General features: G+C 64.8%; 17 protein-coding genes. 4 read left to right on the top strand and 13 right to left on the bottom strand.

The features are described 5' to 3' along the window. A partial coding sequence (gene leuS, locus VFB18_RS01230; protein ID WP_324970457.1) for a leucine--tRNA ligase occupies positions 1–2,156 on the bottom strand: 2,156 nt, incomplete at its 3' end. 105 nt (positions 2,157–2,261) lie between these two features. Here leuS and VFB18_RS01225 point away from each other — a divergent pair. Next, positions 2,262–2,954 (top strand): YggS family pyridoxal phosphate-dependent enzyme, encoded by a 693-nt coding sequence (locus VFB18_RS01225; RefSeq protein WP_324970456.1) that lies wholly within the window; start codon positions 2,262–2,264, stop codon positions 2,952–2,954. Here the strand turns inward: VFB18_RS01225 and VFB18_RS01220 are convergent. Beyond that, positions 2,951–3,508 carry a L,D-transpeptidase family protein gene (locus tag VFB18_RS01220; RefSeq protein WP_324970455.1) on the bottom strand — a complete coding sequence of 186 codons (558 nt, stop codon included), beginning with the start codon at positions 3,506–3,508 and terminating at the stop codon, positions 2,951–2,953. The two genes, VFB18_RS01225 and VFB18_RS01220, sit on opposite strands and share 4 nt — an antisense overlap. Before the next feature lie 79 nt (positions 3,509–3,587). On the opposite strand from VFB18_RS01220, the gene VFB18_RS01215 reads away from it, so the two are divergent. Continuing rightward, on the top strand, positions 3,588–4,274 hold the full coding sequence (locus VFB18_RS01215; protein ID WP_324970454.1) for a response regulator transcription factor: 687 nt from the start codon (positions 3,588–3,590) through the stop codon (positions 4,272–4,274). A gap of 8 nt (positions 4,275–4,282) precedes the next feature. Here the strand turns inward: VFB18_RS01215 and VFB18_RS01210 are convergent, their stop codons facing one another. From VFB18_RS01210 to tesB, 8 genes are all read right to left on the bottom strand, one after another. After that, complete coding sequence (locus VFB18_RS01210) at positions 4,283–4,486, bottom strand: hypothetical protein (protein ID WP_324970453.1); 204 nt, start codon at positions 4,484–4,486, stop codon at positions 4,283–4,285. Positions 4,487–4,545: 59 nt separating this feature from the next. After that, the gene (locus VFB18_RS01205) at positions 4,546–5,370 is read right to left on the bottom strand and encodes an exodeoxyribonuclease III (RefSeq protein ID WP_324970452.1); all 825 of its coding nucleotides are present in this window, start codon (positions 5,368–5,370) and stop codon (positions 4,546–4,548) included. 845 nt (positions 5,371–6,215) lie between these two features. Next, the gene (locus VFB18_RS01200) at positions 6,216–7,073 is read right to left on the bottom strand and encodes a LolA family protein (protein WP_324970451.1); all 858 of its coding nucleotides are present in this window, start codon (positions 7,071–7,073) and stop codon (positions 6,216–6,218) included. A 109-nt stretch (positions 7,074–7,182) separates the two neighbouring features. After that, positions 7,183–9,660, bottom strand: coding sequence for a DNA translocase FtsK (locus VFB18_RS01195; RefSeq protein ID WP_324970450.1), 2,478 nt, complete (start codon positions 9,658–9,660; stop codon positions 7,183–7,185). Between the two features lie 4 nt (positions 9,661–9,664). After that, positions 9,665–10,873, bottom strand: a complete 1,209-nt coding sequence (locus tag VFB18_RS01190; protein WP_414675622.1) for an aminotransferase class I/II-fold pyridoxal phosphate-dependent enzyme — start codon at positions 10,871–10,873, stop codon at positions 9,665–9,667. Between the two features lie 175 nt (positions 10,874–11,048). After that, positions 11,049–12,392, bottom strand: coding sequence for an ammonium transporter (locus VFB18_RS01185; protein ID WP_324970448.1), 1,344 nt, complete (start codon positions 12,390–12,392; stop codon positions 11,049–11,051). A gap of 16 nt (positions 12,393–12,408) precedes the next feature. Then, positions 12,409–12,747 (bottom strand): P-II family nitrogen regulator, encoded by a 339-nt coding sequence (locus VFB18_RS01180; RefSeq protein ID WP_069441861.1) that lies wholly within the window; start codon positions 12,745–12,747, stop codon positions 12,409–12,411. Between the two features lie 227 nt (positions 12,748–12,974). Further along, entirely contained in the window at positions 12,975–13,838 is an 864-nt protein-coding gene (tesB, locus tag VFB18_RS01175) for an acyl-CoA thioesterase II (RefSeq protein ID WP_324970447.1), read from the bottom strand. Positions 13,839–13,927: 89 nt separating this feature from the next. On the opposite strand from tesB, the gene VFB18_RS01170 reads away from it, so the two are divergent. Together VFB18_RS01170 and VFB18_RS01165 are read left to right on the top strand one after the other, a co-directional pair. Then, positions 13,928–15,193 (top strand): FAD-dependent monooxygenase, encoded by a 1,266-nt coding sequence (locus tag VFB18_RS01170; RefSeq protein WP_414675621.1) that lies wholly within the window; start codon positions 13,928–13,930, stop codon positions 15,191–15,193. Between the two features lie 2 nt (positions 15,194–15,195). After that, positions 15,196–15,654: a hypothetical protein gene (locus VFB18_RS01165; protein ID WP_324970445.1), complete on the top strand. Its 459-nt coding sequence runs from the start codon at positions 15,196–15,198 to the stop codon at positions 15,652–15,654. A gap of 9 nt (positions 15,655–15,663) precedes the next feature. On the opposite strand, the gene VFB18_RS01160 is transcribed toward VFB18_RS01165, so the two are convergent. The 3 genes from VFB18_RS01160 to VFB18_RS01150 all read right to left on the bottom strand — a co-directional run. Continuing rightward, the gene (locus tag VFB18_RS01160) at positions 15,664–15,867 is read right to left on the bottom strand and encodes a Trm112 family protein (RefSeq protein ID WP_324970444.1); all 204 of its coding nucleotides are present in this window, start codon (positions 15,865–15,867) and stop codon (positions 15,664–15,666) included. Then, the gene (locus VFB18_RS01155) at positions 15,864–16,547 is read right to left on the bottom strand and encodes an LON peptidase substrate-binding domain-containing protein (protein ID WP_324970443.1); all 684 of its coding nucleotides are present in this window, start codon (positions 16,545–16,547) and stop codon (positions 15,864–15,866) included. Before VFB18_RS01155 ends, VFB18_RS01160 begins: the two co-directional genes overlap by 4 nt. Positions 16,548–16,560: 13 nt before the next feature. After that, on the bottom strand, positions 16,561–16,936 hold a 376-nt coding region (locus VFB18_RS01150), incomplete at its 5' end, for a tetratricopeptide repeat protein (protein WP_324970442.1).

Here is a 16,936-nt window from a genome sequence, read left to right as displayed (position 1 = left end):
CTCGTGACCGCCGCCACGCTTCGATGGGAGGCTCGCCGCAGCGCCTCGGCTTCAGGACTAAATTCCTGTGGCGGTTGGGTCCCAAGCGGCGCACCCTTGCCTGCCGCCTCGCGCACCAGCCGGTACACGCGCTGGACGAACCGGTGTGCGCCCTCCACGCCTGCTGCCGTCCATTCGATGTCCCGCTCGGGCGGCGTGTCCGACAGCATGAACCAGCGCGCGGTGTCCGCGCCGTAGGCCTGGATGATGCTGTCGGGATCGACCACGTTCTTCTTCGATTTCGACATCGATTCGACCGCGCCGACAGTGACCGGCTCGCCGGTCTTCACGTGGACGGCTTTGCCGTCGCGGCGTCTCACCTCTTCGGGGAAGAGCCATTTCCCTTGCGCGTCCTTATAGGTCTCGTGCGTCACCATGCCCTGCGTGAAGAGGCCGGCGAAGGGCTCGTCGAGCTTGGTGTAGCCGCACCTGTGCATGGCGCGGGTGAAGAAGCGCGCATAGAGCAGGTGCAGAATCGCGTGCTCGACGCCGCCGATATACTGATCGACCGGCAGCCAATGGCCCACGGCGTTCGCGTCGACCGGCTCCGTCGCGTGCGGCGAGCAGAAGCGGGCGAAGTACCAGGACGAATCGACGAAGGTGTCCATCGTGTCGGTCTCGCGCATCGCCGGACCGCCGCATTGCGGGCAGGTGACATGTTTCCAGGTCGGGTGCCGGTCGAGCGGGTTGCCCGGTTTGTCGAAGGTCACGTCGTCGGGGAGCTTGACCGGCAAGTCGCTTTCGCGCACAGGCACGATGCCGCAAGTCGGGCAATGGATCATCGGGATCGGGCAGCCCCAATAGCGTTGCCGCGAGATGCCCCAATCGCGCAGGCGATATTGCGTCTGCCGCTCGCCGACCGGCTTCCCCTTCACGCGCCTCGCCGACAACGCGTCGGCCATTTTGTCCTTGGCCTCAGCCACGCCGAGGCCATCGAGAAAACCCGAGTTGAACAAGCTGCCATCGCCCGTATAGGCCTCGTCGCCGATGGTGAACGTCGCGGGATCGGCGTCGGGCGGCAGCACGACGGGAAGGACCGGCAGGCCCTGGCTCCGCGCGAACTCGAGATCGCGCTGATCGTGCGCGGGGCAGCCGAAGATCGCTCCCGTGCCGTATTCCATCAGGATGAAATTCGCGATGAAGACGGGGAGCTCGGCGCCTTCGATCACCGGATGATGCACACGCAAGCCCGTGTTGAAGCCCTTCTTCTCCTGCGTCTCGAGTTCGGCGGCGGTCGTGCCGCCCCGCTGGCACTCGGCGATGAAAGCGGCGGCACTTGCGTCGCTCTCGGCGACGGCCTTGGCGAGAGGGTGGTCCGGCGCGATCGCAATGAAGCTCGCGCCGAACAACGTGTCGGGACGTGTGGTGAAAACCTCGATGAGATCGTGACCCTTCGGCGCCTTGATCGTCTCGAAGCGGATGAGCAAGCCTTCCGAGCGCCCGATCCAGTTCGCCTGCATCAGCCGCACCTTCTCCGGCCAGCGCTCGAGAGTTTGCAGAGCATCGAGCAGGTCCTGTGCGTAGTCCGTGATCTTGAACACCCACTCAGGCTGCTCCCGCTGCTCGACGAGCGCGCCCGACCGCCAGCCCCGCCCGTCGATCACCTGCTCGTTGGCAAGCACGGTGCGATCGACCGGGTCCCAGTTCACCTTGCGCGTCTTCCGGTCGACCAGGCCGGCCTTCTGCATGTCGAGGAAGAGGCGCTGCTGCTGGTGGTAATATTCGAGGTCGCAAGTGGCGAGTTCGCGCGACCAATCGAGCGACAGTCCCATCGACTTGAGCTGGGAGCGCATGGTGGCGATGTTGTCGTAGGTCCACTTGGCGGGGTGGATGCCGCGTTCGATCGCCGCGTTTTCGGCCGGCAGCCCGAACGCATCCCAGCCCATCGGGTGCAGCACATTGTTGCCCTTGGCGCGCATATAGCGGGCGACCACGTCGCCCATGGTGTAGTTGCGCACGTGCCCCATATGGATGCGCCCCGACGGGTAGGGGAACATCTCAAGAACGTAGTATTTCGGGCGCGGATCGTTCTCGGAGGCGGCGAAGATGCCGTGCTTCTCCCATTCAACCTGCCAATGCTTCTCGCGTTTCGGCGCGTCGTAACGTTCCGCCGCCATTTCGTCTCTGCCCGATTGTCGAAAATCGCTTCGCGCGCGCAATCGAGCCTAAATGCCGGATACGGTCAAGTTACCTTCGCGCCTGTCCCTTGCTAGAAGCAAGTTATGAGCGCCGACCCGCAAGCAGCCGCCAACGTCGCGACGCGTCTCCGCCTCGTTCGGGATGAGATTGCCGTCGCCGCCCGCTCGGCCGGCCGCAATCCAGAGGCCGCCAAGCTCGTCGCCGTGACCAAGACCGTGCCGGCCGGCGCCATCGAGCGAGCGATCGAGGCGGGCCAGCGCATCTTCGGCGAGAATCGCGTCCAGGAGGCGCACCGCAAATGGCCTGCGCTTAAGGCTCGCCACGCCGGCATCGAGCTTCATCTCATCGGGCCGCTGCAGACCAACAAGGTGTGCGAGGCGGTCGCCCTGTTCGATGTGATCGAGACGGTCGATCGTCCCAAGCTCGCGCGCGCCCTCGCCGAGGAACTGGCGCGAACGGGCAAGCGCCCTCGCCTCTTCGTTCAGGTCAATACCGGCGAGGAGCCGCAAAAGGCTGGCATCACCCCGGGTGAAGCTGACGGCTTCGTGTCTCTCTGCCGTACCGACCTCGGACTCGCGATCGAAGGTTTGATGTGCATCCCGCCCTTCGATGAGGAGCCTTCGATGCATTTCGCGCTTCTCGCCAAGATCGCCGCGCGGCTCGGCCTCAAGGAGTTGAGCATGGGCATGAGCGGCGACTTCGCCCGCGCCATTCAATTTGGCGCAACCTACGTGCGCATCGGCACCGCAATCTTCGGGGCCCGCCCCACCGACTAGCGCAGCACCCAAATCTCGGTGCCGCGGCGAAGCTCGGCGAGAAGCGCGCGCATATCGCGGCGAGACAAGGCGATGCAGCCCGCCGTCGGCGTCAAGCCTTCGCGCGCGAAATGGATGAAGATCGCGCTGCCCCTGCCCTTCACGCGCGGCCTGTCGTTATGGCCAAGCACGAGCACGACATCGTAAAGATGATCCTCGCGCATCAGGCGGTCGGCGGTGTTTCCCGGAGAGAGCTTCACCGGGCGGTTGTAGTTGCGGTCGGCAGGGTCCTCGCACCAGCCGTCGTAGCTGCGGATCGCGCGCACCGGGAACGGCACGCGGGGCTGCGCGATCCGGCCGGACCGGTACAGCACGCGGCGAATGGGAAAACAGCCGAGCGGAGTGGCGCCGTCCCCTTCCCGCTTCATGGCGCTGATGCCTGAACGGCCGAGCGCCGTGCGCCTTGTGCCGTGGGCGAGCGCAATGCGTCCCTGGCTTTGGTCGCCGGGTGCGGGCCTTACGACAATCGGCCGCGATTTCCTGCGGCTCAGGCCCAAACGGCGGATTTTCGGCATCCTTCTCCGCGACATGCTTGTCGGCGTGGCCGCCCCCGCTTACAACTCACCCTGCCGGATTAAGCCAGGGGCCGATCTGATGAGCAATGCGCGCAAGATCCTCATCATCGACGATGACGACGACCTTCGCGAATCCTTGAGCGAGCAGATCACTTTGCACGAGGAGTTCGAGACGGCGCTTGCCGCGACCGCGTCGGACGGTCTCAAGCAGGTGCGCAACGGTCACATCGACCTCGTTCTTCTCGATGTCGGCCTTCCCGATCTCGACGGACGAGAGGCCTGTAAGCTGCTTCGCCGCGGCGGGTTCAAGGGCCCGGTCATCATGCTCACGGCGCAGACCTCCGATGCCGACACCATCCTCGGGCTGGAGTCCGGCGCCAACGATTATGTGACCAAGCCGTTCAAGCTCGGCGTGCTGCTCGCGCGCATCCGCGCTCAGCTCAGACAGCACGAGCAGAGCGAGGACGCCGTTTTCACCATCGGACCTTACACCTTCAAGCCGGCCTCCAAGCTCCTCATCGATGGCAACGGCGGCAAGATCAGGCTTACCGAGAAAGAGACCTCGATCTTGAAATATCTCTATCGCGCCGGCGAGCGCGTGGTGACGCGCGACGTGCTGCTGCACGAAGTTTGGGGTTACAACGCCGGCGTCACGACGCACACGCTCGAGACGCATATCTATCGCCTGCGGCAGAAGATCGAGAAGGACCCCTCCCAAGCCGAGCTGCTCATCACCGAGACCGGCGGCTACAAGCTCGTGCCTTAGCGCCAGACTCAATCGGTTTCGTAGAGAACCGGATCCTTCAGGTCGAAGCGCGTCGCGCCTCGGATTTGGTGCTCGAGCTTCTCCGCCTCCGCTTCCTCGCGCAGCCAGCGGAGCTTGCGGATCAAGCCGACGAGCTCGTCAAGCGGGCGCGAGGAGGCGCGGGCCTGCTCGGCCGCTTTTCCGCCGTTCGCTTGCACGCCGCCTTGGGGCATGCGTCAGGATCGCTGCGGTAGGCCACCAATGCCTTGATCTGGCTCAAAGTCCCTAGAGCCTAATCTCCGACAACGAAATCGGCGATCACCGGAACGTGGTCCGAGGTGCGCTGCCAGTCGCGCGCCTTGTCGAGCACCTTCATGGAAACCGCCGCACCTTCGAGCGCCGGGGTGGTCCAGATATGATCGAGGCGCCGCCCGCGGTTCGAGGCGCGCCAGTCGCGGTTGCGATAGCTCCACCAGGTGAAGAGCTTTTCCTCGGGCGGCACATGACGGCGCATGACGTCGATGAAGTCATGCGCGGCGAGCACGCGCTCGAAACGCTCGACCTCCTCTGGCGTATGGCTCACCACCTTGAGCAACTGTTTGTGCGACCAGACGTCGGTCGCAAGCGGCGCCACGTTGAGATCGCCCACGACGATCATGCGGGCCTTCTGCTTGTTCCGCATCGCTCCGAACCACGCGCCCATGGCTTCGAGAAAGTCGAGCTTGTGGCGGAACTTGTCGTTGACCGCGGGATCGGGAATGTCGCCGCCCGCCGGCACATAGATGTTGTGCAGGATAAGCGGGCTTGCGGTCCGGTTGGTCTCGCCGAGCTCAATCGAGAGATGGCGCGCATGACCGCGCCCGCAAATGTCGCGCCGCTCGCCGAGCGTGAAGGGAAGGCGCGAGAGGATGGCGACCCCGTGGTAGCCCTTCTGGCCTGCAACCGCGATATGGGGAAAGCCGAGGGCGGCGAGTTCGGCTTCCGGGAACTTGCCCTCGATGCACTTGATCTCCTGGAGGCAAAGCACGTCCGGCCGTTCCTGTCTCACGAAACGGCGCACGAGATCGAGCCTGAGCCTCACCGAATTGATGTTCCAGGTGGTAAGTCGAAAGCGCATGGCGGAAGTCCGTCGAAGGTTGCATCATCTCTTGTTGCAACCCAGAAGGAGAGACAGATGGATCGTTACACCAAAGCTGTTCTCACGGTCATCGCCGCTGCGCTAGTGACTTTAGCTCTCGAACAGGCATCTTCCACCGCCAACGCTCTGAGTAACTGCGGAGGCCTACAAAATCCTTGCGGTGTCTACCTTATGTACTGGGATGAGAGCGGAACGGGTTATTGGAAGAGATGCATCGACGAGGGGCGAAAGAACTGCTGACGCTGCTAGCCGTCCGATCATTCCCTGTCCGACGCCAAACAATGAAGAAGCCCCAGACACGGGGGGAGTCGGGGCTTCTTCGGGTTCCTTATGGGGGGAACCTTATGGTGGGGAGGGAAAGACCCACCATGGTAACCGCATACCACTTCTTGCGGTCCCAAGTGAAGACTTATTGCCACAGCGTAAATCTTAACGCCTGGAAGGCGGGGGCGAGGGCTTCGCCGGTAATAAAGCCAGGGGCTGGTCCACGAATACAGGGCAGCCAAAAGAAAGGCGCCCAACCGCTGCGCGTGGTTGGGCGCCAGAAGCGCGTTTTTTTCGCGCGCGTGCCGGGAGGGAAGCCGGCACGAGCGAACCACATCTTCGGCTAGACGGGGGGCACTACCGATGAAAATCGATGTGATCCGCTTCTGCCCCACAGATAAGCGCCTCCAGCCTCAATTTCAACCGGAGCCCCGTGAAAAATTTAACGGCGCGTAAATGGACGTGACGCCCAGAACTTAGAGCGTTGTTTTGCTTGCCTTTTCTTGCGCCGCCGGAGAGGCCGGCGACCACGGCGTTGCGCTCTCGCGCTGTCGCGCCCCCTAGCGGAAAGGCTGGAAATTCTCCGTCGAGTGGAAGAAATCGGCGGCGACCTTGCGGCCGGCCACGAGGTCGTTGACGGTCACCTGCGTCGTCAGACCTTGCGCGTCGGTGATCTGCCACTGCTTCAATTGGAGCTCGGGCCCATTGTCGAACACGAGCTTGATGCTGCCCGACCCTTCGTCGCTCTTGTCCTCGAGCGAGATGGCAAGCGTGCCCTCCTGGCGCTCCACGCCGACAATCTTGGCGTCGCGGGCAAGATCAACGGCATCGGAAAGGAGAAGCCGGAAGGGCGTCGACTTGATGGGGTATTTCTCGACCGTCTTGAGGTCCGAATCCTCGATCGCGAGAAAGGCGCCGTCGGCCACGATGCGGAGCGAGCTCGGCGGCGCGTAGTCGAACCTGATCTTGCCGGGCCGTTGCACGTAGAAGCGGCCGGAGGTGTGCTTGCTGGTGGAATCGACCTGGTCGAAGCTTCCTTGCAGGTTGGTAATCGAGTTGAAATAGGCGTTGATCCGCTGCACGGCCTTGGTTTGTTCCTCGCCGATCAAGGGCGTTGGCCCAGGGGCGGCCTCGACCGCGGCCTCCCAGCCGGCACCTTCGTCCACGGCCGTGGGCGTGATCTCGTCGGCCGGCGGCGCGGCGCCTGTCGGCTCTTCTTCGCCGCCGATCGAGGGGCGAAGCTGCTCCTGCGGCTCGGTCAGGCCGTTCGGCTTTTCGGCCGTCCCGGTGGTGACGGCCGTCTGTGGCGGCGTCTTGGCGACGGTCGTGGAGGGCTCTTGCGCGAGCGCAATCCCCGTTGAGAAGCCGAGCACGATGGGCAATCCAAAAAGGAGCCCAGCGGCCATGCGACTCGTCATCAACCCCCTCCCCGTGAACTGGCGCAGCTCTATCATAGAATTCCGTAGATGATTCAGCCAAATCTGGTCAACTTCTTGGCGGCCGCTTCAGATCGGCCTGCAACCACCCCTAATAAGGTGTCGCAGCCTCGTCGCCGCCGACCAGGATCTCGCGCTTCCCGGCATGATTGGCGGCCCCGATAAGGCCTTCCTTCTCCATGCGCTCGATCAGGGACGCGGCCCGGTTATAGCCGATGCCGAGCCGCCGCTGGACGTAGCTCGTCGAGGCCTTTCGGTCGCGGAGCACGATGGCGACGGCCTGGTCGTAAAGCTCGTTGCCCGACTCGCCAAGCTCCTCGCCGCCTTCTCCGCCGTCCTCGTCTTCGTCGTCCTCCTCGGTCACGGCCTCGAGATATGAGGGCACACCCTGCTTCTTGAGGTGGCGCACGACCTTCTCGACCTCATCGTCGGACACGAAGGGGCCATGCACGCGCATGATCCGCCCGCCGCCCGCCATGTAGAGCATGTCGCCCTGCCCGAGCAGTTGCTCCGCCCCCTGTTCGCCGAGGATGGTGCGGCTGTCGATCTTGGAGGTGACCTGGAAGCTCACCCGCGTGGGGAAGTTTGCCTTGATCGTGCCGGTGATGACGTCGACCGAAGGCCGCTGCGTCGCGGTGATGAGATGAATGCCGGCTGCGCGCGCCATCTGCGCCAGGCGCTGCACCGCCGCTTCGATGTCCTTGCCGGCCACCATCATCAGATCGGCCATCTCGTCCACGATCACGACGATGTAGGGCATCACGTCGTAATCCATCTCTTCCTGCTCGTAGATGGCGCGTCCCGTCGCGCGGTCGAAGCCGGTCTGCACCGTGCGCGTCAGCACCTCGCCCTTGGCCTCGGCTTGCAGGATGCGGGAGTTGTAGCCCTTGATGTCGCGCACGCCGAGCTTCGACATGCGCTTGTAGCGCTCCTCCATCTCGCGCACCGTCCATTTGAGCGCGACCACCGCCTTCTTGGGGTCGGTGACGACCGGGGCGAGCAGATGCGGGATGCCATCATAGACCGAAAGCTCGAGCATCTTGGGGTCGATCATGATGAATTTGCACTGGTCGGGTGAGAGCCGGTAGAGCAGCGACAGGATCATGGTGTTGATGCCGACCGACTTGCCCGAGCCGGTGGTGCCCGCGATCAAGAGATGCGGCATGCGCGACAGGTCGGCGATGATCGGCTCGCCGCCGATATTCTTGCCGAGCGCGAGCGCAAGGCGCGCCTCGGTATCCTGGAAGTCCTGCGTCTCGATCAGCTCGCGGAGCAGCACCACCTCGCGGCGATCGTTGGGCAGCTCGATTCCGATGGCGTTCCGGCCCGGGACCACGGCAACGCGGGCGGCAATCGCGCTCATCGAGCGGGCGATGTCGTCGGCAAGCCCGATCACGCGCGACGACTTGGTGCCGGGAGCGGGCTCGAGCTCGTAGAGCGTGACCACGGGGCCGGGACGCACGTTGGTGATCTCGCCCTTCACGCCGAAATCCTGGAGCACGCCTTCGAGCTCGCGCGCGTTTTCCTGAAGCACTTCGTCGGAAACGCCGCGGCCGCGATTGGAACGCGGGGGCTGCTGCAGGAGCTTGGTCGACGGCGGATCGTACGGCGTCTCCATGCGCTGCGAGCGCGGCGCGGTGTGCTTCTTCTTGTCCTTGGCCGCGGTGCGCGTGATGCGGTAGTTGGGCGCGGTGACGTCGTCGATCTCATCCTCGTCGTTCTCGTCGTCCTCGTCGCCACCGCGCGCGAGCGGCGCGACGCCGAACGACGGCTCGATGCGGCCGTCGGCGTCGGCTTCCGGCTCGTCTTCCTCCCAATCCCCGTCCGCGCTCTCCTCGTCCTCGTACTCCTCATCGTCCCCGTCGCGATCGCGGCGCGGAAGGAGGCGTTTCACCTTGGCGCCGGTATGCATGACGAAATGCATGGCGCCGCCGAGCCATGCGCTCGCCCATTCGCTTGCGGCGCTGCTTCGAGGCGCCCACAGCGCGATCAGTTGCGAGGTGCTGGTGCCGCAGGCGAACAGGAGCAGCATGGTGCCGAACACGAAGAACACGAGACCGGCGACGAAGGAGACGGCCGCCTCCGGCAGGAAGGGGCCGATGACGTGCGCGCCGGCCATGAAGAAATCGCCGAAGATGCCGCCGAGTCCGTTCGGCAGCGGCCAGCTCTTAGGCTGCGGCAATGCCGATAGCGTGGCGGCAAGCAGGATCACCGCCGCGGGCCAGGCGAGCAGCCTGAGGCGGCGGTGCTTGGGCGTGGTGCGGAAGATGAGGTGCCAGCCCCAGGCGGCAAGGGGCAGGAAGAGAAAGATCGAAGCGAGCCCGAGCGACTGAATGGCAAGATCCGCGACCGCCGCCCCCCAGCCGCCGAGTAGGTTGCGGGGGGCCGCCCGCGTCGCATTGTTGAAGGAAGGATCATGCACCGACCAGGTCGCAAGGCTCGCCCAGGCCGCGCAAGCGACAGCCACGAAGCCGAACCCATAGGTGCCAAAAACAATCCGCCGCAGGCCGGATCCGACGGCCTCGGGGAGCAGCTTGCGCCGCCCCTTCGCTCTCCCTCTGCTCGCCATCCCTCTAACCCAATGTGGCGACGATGCGGGTCAACGCCTCGCGCGTGGTCTTGGCCTCATATACGAGCGCGACCCTGACGTAATCCCGCCCGGGGTTCGCCCCGTCAGGCTCAACGCGCGCGAGATACGCTCCCGGCAGCACTTTGACACCACACTCTTTCCAAAGGGTTGTCGCCGCCCCCTCGCCGCCGCCGAAATCGGCCAAATTCAGCCAAAGAAAGAAGGCACCGGACGGGCGCGAATAACCGTAGCGCCGCCCGAGAATCGCATCGGCCAGATCGAAATTCGTGCGGTAGAGTGCCCTGCCCTGCTCGACATGCGCCTCGTCGCTCCACGCCGCGACCGACACGTGCTGAACGGGGAGCGGAACTTGCGGGCATGCGACGTTGCGGAAGCGGCCGAAGGCGGCGATGAAAGCCGGATCGCCCGCGACGAACCCCGATCTTAAGCCCGGCAGGCCGGAGCGCTTGGAGAGCGACTGGAAGGCGACGACGTTGGCGAGGCTACCCGTCTCGGCCTGCGCCGTCTCGAGCGCGCCGGGCGGAGGGGTGTCGCCATAGATCTCCGAGTAGCACTCGTCGGCGAAGAGGAGAAAGTCGTAGGCCCGCGCAAGCGCGATCGCTTGGGCGAGATAGGAGCGCGGCGCGACAGCGCCTTGCGGATTGGACGGCGAGCAGAGATAGAGCGCGACCGTACGCTTAAGTAGCCGCTCATCGATGGCATCGAGATCGGCGAGGAAGTTCGTCGCGCGCGCGGCCGGAAGAAACTGCGGTTCGGCGCCTGAGGCCGCCGCGGCCGCGGCATAGGCCTGGTAGAACGGATTGGGGATCAAGACCGCCGGCCGTTCGGCCAAAGGCTTGCGGGCAACGGCCGGGAAGATCGCCGAGAACAAACCTTCGCGCGAGCCGTTGAGCGGCAGCACGTGGCGCTCGGGATCGATGCGTCCGGCAAGCTTGGGGTAGCGCCGGCCGATCCACGTGGCGATCGCCTCGCGGAGCGCCGGGATGCCTCTGATCGGCGGGTAGCGGCCGAACTCGGCGAGATGATCCGCCAACAGCGGGCCGAGGAACGGCGGCATCAATCCGCGCGGCTCGCCGAGCGACAGGTCGATCGGCGGCTTGCCCGGCTCTATGCCCTTGAGCAGCTCGGCGAGCTTCGCGAACGGCGAAGCGACCAGAGCATCGAGCGGCGTCAATTCGGCGTCGTGCGGCATGGCGGCGGTGTTAGGCGAAGCGAGCGCGCTCTTCAACGGCTAGTCCGCGCAGAAACAATAAGCCCCGGCGAACGGCCGGGGCTTAAGGCGAGAGCAACCGTCAAGGGAGGAGGAGACTAGCGCTCTGAGTTTGTTTGGTTTTTGATCCTTCTGCGATGGTGCGCGTTGGCCCTGGCTACTGCACCACCTCGCCATGCAGGTTGATGTCGAGACCCTCGACCTCGACCGCCTGGCTCACCCTCACGCCGGTGAGGATGTTGCAGACAATCAGGATCACGAAGGTCATGATCGCCGTCCACGCGATGGTGGCGCAGATACCCTCGAGCTGCACGATCACCTGATGGGCGTTGCCGTCGAGCAGACCCTTGGCCGCGTCGCCGCCGACCGCCGCGCGTGCGAACACGCCGGTGAGGAAAGCGCCGATGATGCCGCCGATGGCATGCACGCCGAACGCATCGAGCGAGTCGTCGTAGCCGAAGGCCTTCTTCATGGTAGTTGCCGCGAAGAAGCAGCCGACGCCGGCGGCGGCGCCGATCCACAGCGAGCCGACGGGATCGACGAAGCCCGACGCGGGCGTGATGGCGACGAGGCCCGCCACGGCGCCGGAGATGATTCCGAGCACGCTCGGCTTCTTGTGCACGGCCCACTCGGCGAACATCCACGCTAGCGCCGCGGTCGCGGTGGCAACCTGGGTCACGGTCATGGCCATGCCGGCGCGGCCGTCTGCCGCCAACTCGGAACCGGCGTTGAACCCGAACCAGCCGACCCACAGCAGCGCCGCACCCGTTACGCTATAGACGAGGTTGTGCGGCGACATGTTCTCCTGTCCGTAGCCGTAGCGCTTGCCGAGATAGAGGGCGCAAACCAGGCCCGCCACACCGGCGTTGATGTGCACGACCGTACCGCCGGCGAAATCGAGCACGCCGAGCCCGGCCAGGAAGCCGCCGCCCCACACCCAGTGGGCGATCGGAGCGTAAACGAGGATCTGCCAGAGGATCATGAACAGCACGAGCGCCGAAAATTTCATGCGATCGGCGAATGCGCCGCAGATGAGCGCCGGCGTGATGATGGCGAACGTCATCTGGAAGCACATGAACACCGATTCGGGGATCGTGCCCTTGAGCACCGTCACGCCCATGTCCTTGAGCAGGAAGCGCGACATGCCGCCGATATAGGCGTTCATGCTTCCGCCGTCGGTGAAGGCAAGCGAATAGGCGATCACCATCCACACCACGGTGACGATGCAGGTCGTGGCGAAGCTCTGCATGACGGTGGCGAGCACGTTCTTCTTGCGCACCATGCCGCCGTAAAAGAGGGCGAGGCCCGGGATGGTCATCATGAGAACCAGGGCCGTGGAGGTCAGCATCCAGGCCGTGTCGCCCGCACTCAGCGTGGGAGCGGGCGGAGCGGCCGGGGCCTCGGCCGCCGCTTCCTGCGCGAGGGCCGGGTCGAGTTTGGCGATCAGCAGCACACCGAGCGCTGCGAGCGCGGCATAAAGATACTTGTTCAACGTCTTCATCTTCGTCCTCTCCCCTTTAGAGCGCTGATTCGTTGGTTTCGCCGGTGCGAATGCGCACCGTCTGCTCGACGGGAACGACGAAGATCTTGCCGTCGCCGATCTGTCCGGTCTTAGCCGCGGCGACGATGGCGTCTACCGCCTTGTCGACCATCTTTGCGGGCACGACCACCTCGATCTTGATCTTCGGCAGGAAATTCACCGCGTATTCGGCGCCGCGATAGATCTCGGTGTGGCCCTTCTGCCGGCCGTAACCTTTCACTTCGGTCACGGTCATGCCTTGCAGGCCGAGCTCGGTGAGGGCTTGTCGCACCTCATCGAGCTTGAATGGCTTGATGATTGCCATCACCAGCTTCATCTCTGTCACCCCTCCATGTTTACGGCTGCCGAGTTCTTGGCTCAGAGCGTTCCAGCCGTGCGAACCGCCAAGCAGAGTCAAGCCGCGTGCCAACTCGGCTTTCTGGCGCCAAGTCCTTGGCTTTAGGGGTTCTTTTAGAGATTGCGTGAAGTGGGGGATGCCACCCGGCAGGCCCATAAGGCCCAAATATTAGGCAAAAAACTCAATTTGCTTATGAAATAGGCAATCTATCGTCCGTTGCGCTTCCTGACGAGCCCTTCCTGGGTCGTCGAGGCGACGAGAACGCCATCCTGCGTAAAAAGCGTGCCGCGGCAAAAGGCCCGTCCGCCGCCCGAAGTTGGGCTGTCCTGGGAGTAAAGCAGCCAATCGTCGGCGCGGAATGTCCTGTGAAACCAAAGCGCATGATCGAGGCTCGCCAGCATCAGTGTCGGGTCGAACACGAAGCGGCCATGGGCGATCAGTGCGGTATCGAGCAGGGTGAAATCCGAGGCATAGGCGAGCACGCACTGGTGCAGGGCGAGATCGTCGCCCAGGGATCCGGTCGCCCTGATCCACACCTGCTGCGACGGCGCGCGGTTCTCCGGCGTGAGGTAACGGCTGAGATCGACCGGGCGGATTTCGATCGGCCGCTCGTGTTCCCAATAGGCCTTTACCTGCGGCGGCAGGCGGTCGATCAAGCATGCCTTAAGCTCGGCCTCGCTCGGCAGCGCCTCTGGTGGCGGCACGTCGGGCATTTTTATTTGGTGCTGAAGACCCCCCTCGTCCTTGTGGAACGAAGCAGCCATCGAGAAGATCGCCTGCCCGTGCTGGATGGCGACGACCCGGCGCGTCGAAAAGCTTCCGCCGTCGCGAATGCGGTCGACCTCGTAGATGATGGGAATGGAAGGGTCGCCGGCTCGCAAGAAATAGGCGTGCAGCGAGTGCGCGAGGCGCCCCTCGACGGTGCGGTTCGCCGCGACGAGGGCCTGGCCAATCACCTGGCCGCCGAACACTCTTTGCCAGCCGACCTGGGGGCTTAATCCTCGGAATAGGTTAACTTCGAGCGTCTCGAGGTCGAGGATGGACAGAAGCTGTTCGAGAGCACGGCTCATAGCCAGGGCCTTTGACGGATGAATTCCCGACCGCCCTTTAGCAGTTTCGCAATCGGCGCGGAACGTGGCATTGCTTGACGATGACTCAAGTGGCATCGGCAGACACCGGCGCGCCCTATGACGTCGCAATTGCCGGAGGCGGCTTCACCGGGCGGGCGCTCGCTCTCGCCCTCGCGAGCCTTGCGCCGAAGGGCTTCGGCATCGCGCTGGTGGATGCCGAGAAGCCGCATGCCGGCCCGCCGCCCAACGGCGCGCCGCCGAAACAAGATGCCCGCGCGCTCGCGCTTTCGGCGGCGACCAAGAATTTGCTCTCGGTTCTCGGCGTGTGGCCGGCGCTCGAGGGGGGTGCGCAGCCGATCAATTCGATCGAGATCACGGACAGCCCGCTTCACGCCGAACTCCGTCCGCATTTCCTCGGCTTTGAAGATGTGCTTAACGCCGACGAGCCGGGGGCCTACCTGGTCGAATACGGTCCTCTCTACCGCGCGCTCGAAGACGCCGTTGCTCAATCCGGCGCCATCGACATCTTCGCGCCCGACACTGTCGCCGACTATGCTGCCGATGCGTTCAGCGTCACCGCCAAGCTCGCAAGCGGCGGCGCGTTGACGGCACGGCTCCTGGTCGCCGCCGACGGAAGGAATTCGAAGCTTCGCGAGCGCGCCGGCATCAAATGCGTGAGCTGGTCCTATCCCCAAGTCGGCATCGTCACGACTGTGGCGCACACGCGGCCGCACCACGGACGCGCCGTACAGCATTTCTTGCCCGCCGGCCCCTTTGCCATGCTGCCGCTCACCGGCAATCGCTCGTCGATCGTATGGACCGAGGAGAAGGAGAGGGGTGCGGAGATCATGGCGCTCGATGAAGCCGGCTTCATCGCCGAACTCGCCCGGCGCTTCGGCGCCAAGCTCGGCGAGCTAAAGCTCGCCGGCCCGCGCCAATCCTTTCCGCTTGCGCTACAGATCGCGCGCGCCTTCATCGCTGACCGGCTCGCGCTCATCGGCGATGCCGCTCACGTCGTGCATCCGCTCGCAGGGCAGGGGCTCAATATCGGCATGCGCGACGTTGCCGCGCTTGCTGAGGTGATCGTCGAAGACACCCGGCTCGGCCTCGACGTCGGATCTCCGGTCGGCCTCGAGCGCTATCAACGCTGGCGCCGTTTCGACAGCGCCTTCTCGGCCGCGGTGATGGATGGACTGAACCGCCTGTTTTCGAACGACGCCGCGCCGCTCAGAGTGTTGCGCGATCTAGGCCTCGGTCTTGTCGACCGGGCCCCGGCGGTGAAACGCTTTCTGGTACGTGAGGCGGCCGGCATCACGGGAAGCGTGCCGCGGCTTCTCATGGGAGAGAGGCTCTAAGGATGGAAGCATCGTCGCCGAAAACAGCGGCCACGGATTGCGACGTTGCGGCTGCGGCTGCCGATTTGCTCGATCAGGGTGTGATCATCGATCGCTTGTCGCGCCCCATCACCATCGCGGCTCTCATCGGCCTGATGATCGGGCTGGGGCTTGGCCTCGGAGCGCTGCTGATCGCGAGCCTGTTGGTAGTGACGCTCGCAGGTCTCGCCGAGACCTATCTTGCCACGCGCGCGGGCTTCGATGCGGCCGTGCTTCGCCGGCTTGCCGCCGGCGAGCACGCATCCGATTTCGATAAGCTCGACGAGGCCCTAGTTGCGCTCGGTCTCGCCGGGAGCGAGCACGGCATGTCGCGGCGCGCTCTTGGCGCGCGCCGGCTCCTCGTGCTGCAAGGCGCGACGCTCGTGTTCCAGGTCGCCGTCGTCCTTCTCGCCACCGCCTTGGTCCACGCCCACGCAAGCTGACGGGCCAGCCTATTTCTGATCGAGTTTGCGCGCCTCGTCGGGAAGCATGATGGGGATGCCGTCGCGGATCGGATAGGCGAGGCCCGCGGCGCGGCTGATCAGCTCCTGGCGTTCGGCGTCGTAGTCGAGCGAGGTCTTGGTCAAAGGGCAGACCAGAATCTCGAGCAGCTTGGGGTCGAGGCGCCGCCCGCGTCCTTCCTGCTGGTTCGTCATTGCAGTGTTGTCCCAGAACCGTCGTCGCGCGTAGCGAGCTCCATCTCCGCGAGTGCCACAAGAGCGTCGGCGCGCGCGCAAAGATCTTTGGCCTCGAGCAGGCACTGCTTCTCCTCCGGCCCATAGGGGCTCAGGATGGCGAGAGCGTTCACCAGGCGCTCGGTGGTTGCGCTGTTGATCCGCTCCCAGTCGGCATTGAGGCCGTTGGCCTTGAGGTAGCTCCTGAGCGCGGCAATGAGGCGAGGGCGGTCGACCTCCTCCTCGCCGTAGCCCGGCACGAAATCGTCAGCATAGGGCGCCGAATCGATGGCGCAGACGCGGTACGGCTGTTCGGTTGGGATGTCGTCCCCGCGAAGAAAGCGCGCGATGCCGGCAAGCGAGATCGACATCCTGCCGTCCTCGCCCTCGGTGAAGCCGACGATCCGCCCCGCGCATCCGACCTCTCGCAAGGGGAAGTCCTTGCCGGGCGGCGACTCGGCGAGACCCGACTCGGGCGCCGGCTGAACGATGCCGATCAACCTGTCCGAGCCGAGCGCGGCGTCGACCATGGCGAGGTAGCGCGGCTCGAACACGTTCAGCGACAGCGAAGCGCGCGGCAGGAGAATGGCGCCGCGGAGCGGAAATAGCGGCAATCTGCCCGGCAAATCGGCAGGAGATCGGTAGCGGTCGGTCAGGCCCAAAAGACCCTCCTGCTCACGCAAACAGCAAGGACGACAGCCGCTGGCGCCCCGAAATCGTGACTGGGTCGGTCGGCCCCCATGCCTCGAAGAGCTGTATGATCTGCTTCCGCGCGGCGTCGTCCTTCCACGCTCTGTTCTTGGCGACGAGGGTCAGAAGCTCATCCAGCGCGCCTTTGCGGTCACCCTTTGCGTTCAGCGCGAGCGCGAGATCGAAACGGGCTTGCGGATCGTTCGGTTCCGCCGCGAGCTTGGCGCGCAGGCTCTCGACGTCGCCGGCCTGTCCCGCCTTGCGCGCAAGCTCAAGCGCCGCTTTCGCGCTCGCAACGGGTGCCGCATCGGCCTTGGCCGGCGGGACGAGCGCAAGCGTCTGCTCGGCGCGGGCGAGGTCT

Origin of the sequence: Methyloceanibacter sp. (assembly GCF_035650995.1) — a bacterium.
Taxonomy (GTDB): Bacteria; Pseudomonadota; Alphaproteobacteria; order Rhizobiales; family Methyloligellaceae; genus Methyloceanibacter.
Note: the sequence above shows the minus strand (reverse complement) of the source record. Positions and strands in the feature narration are given on the sequence as shown.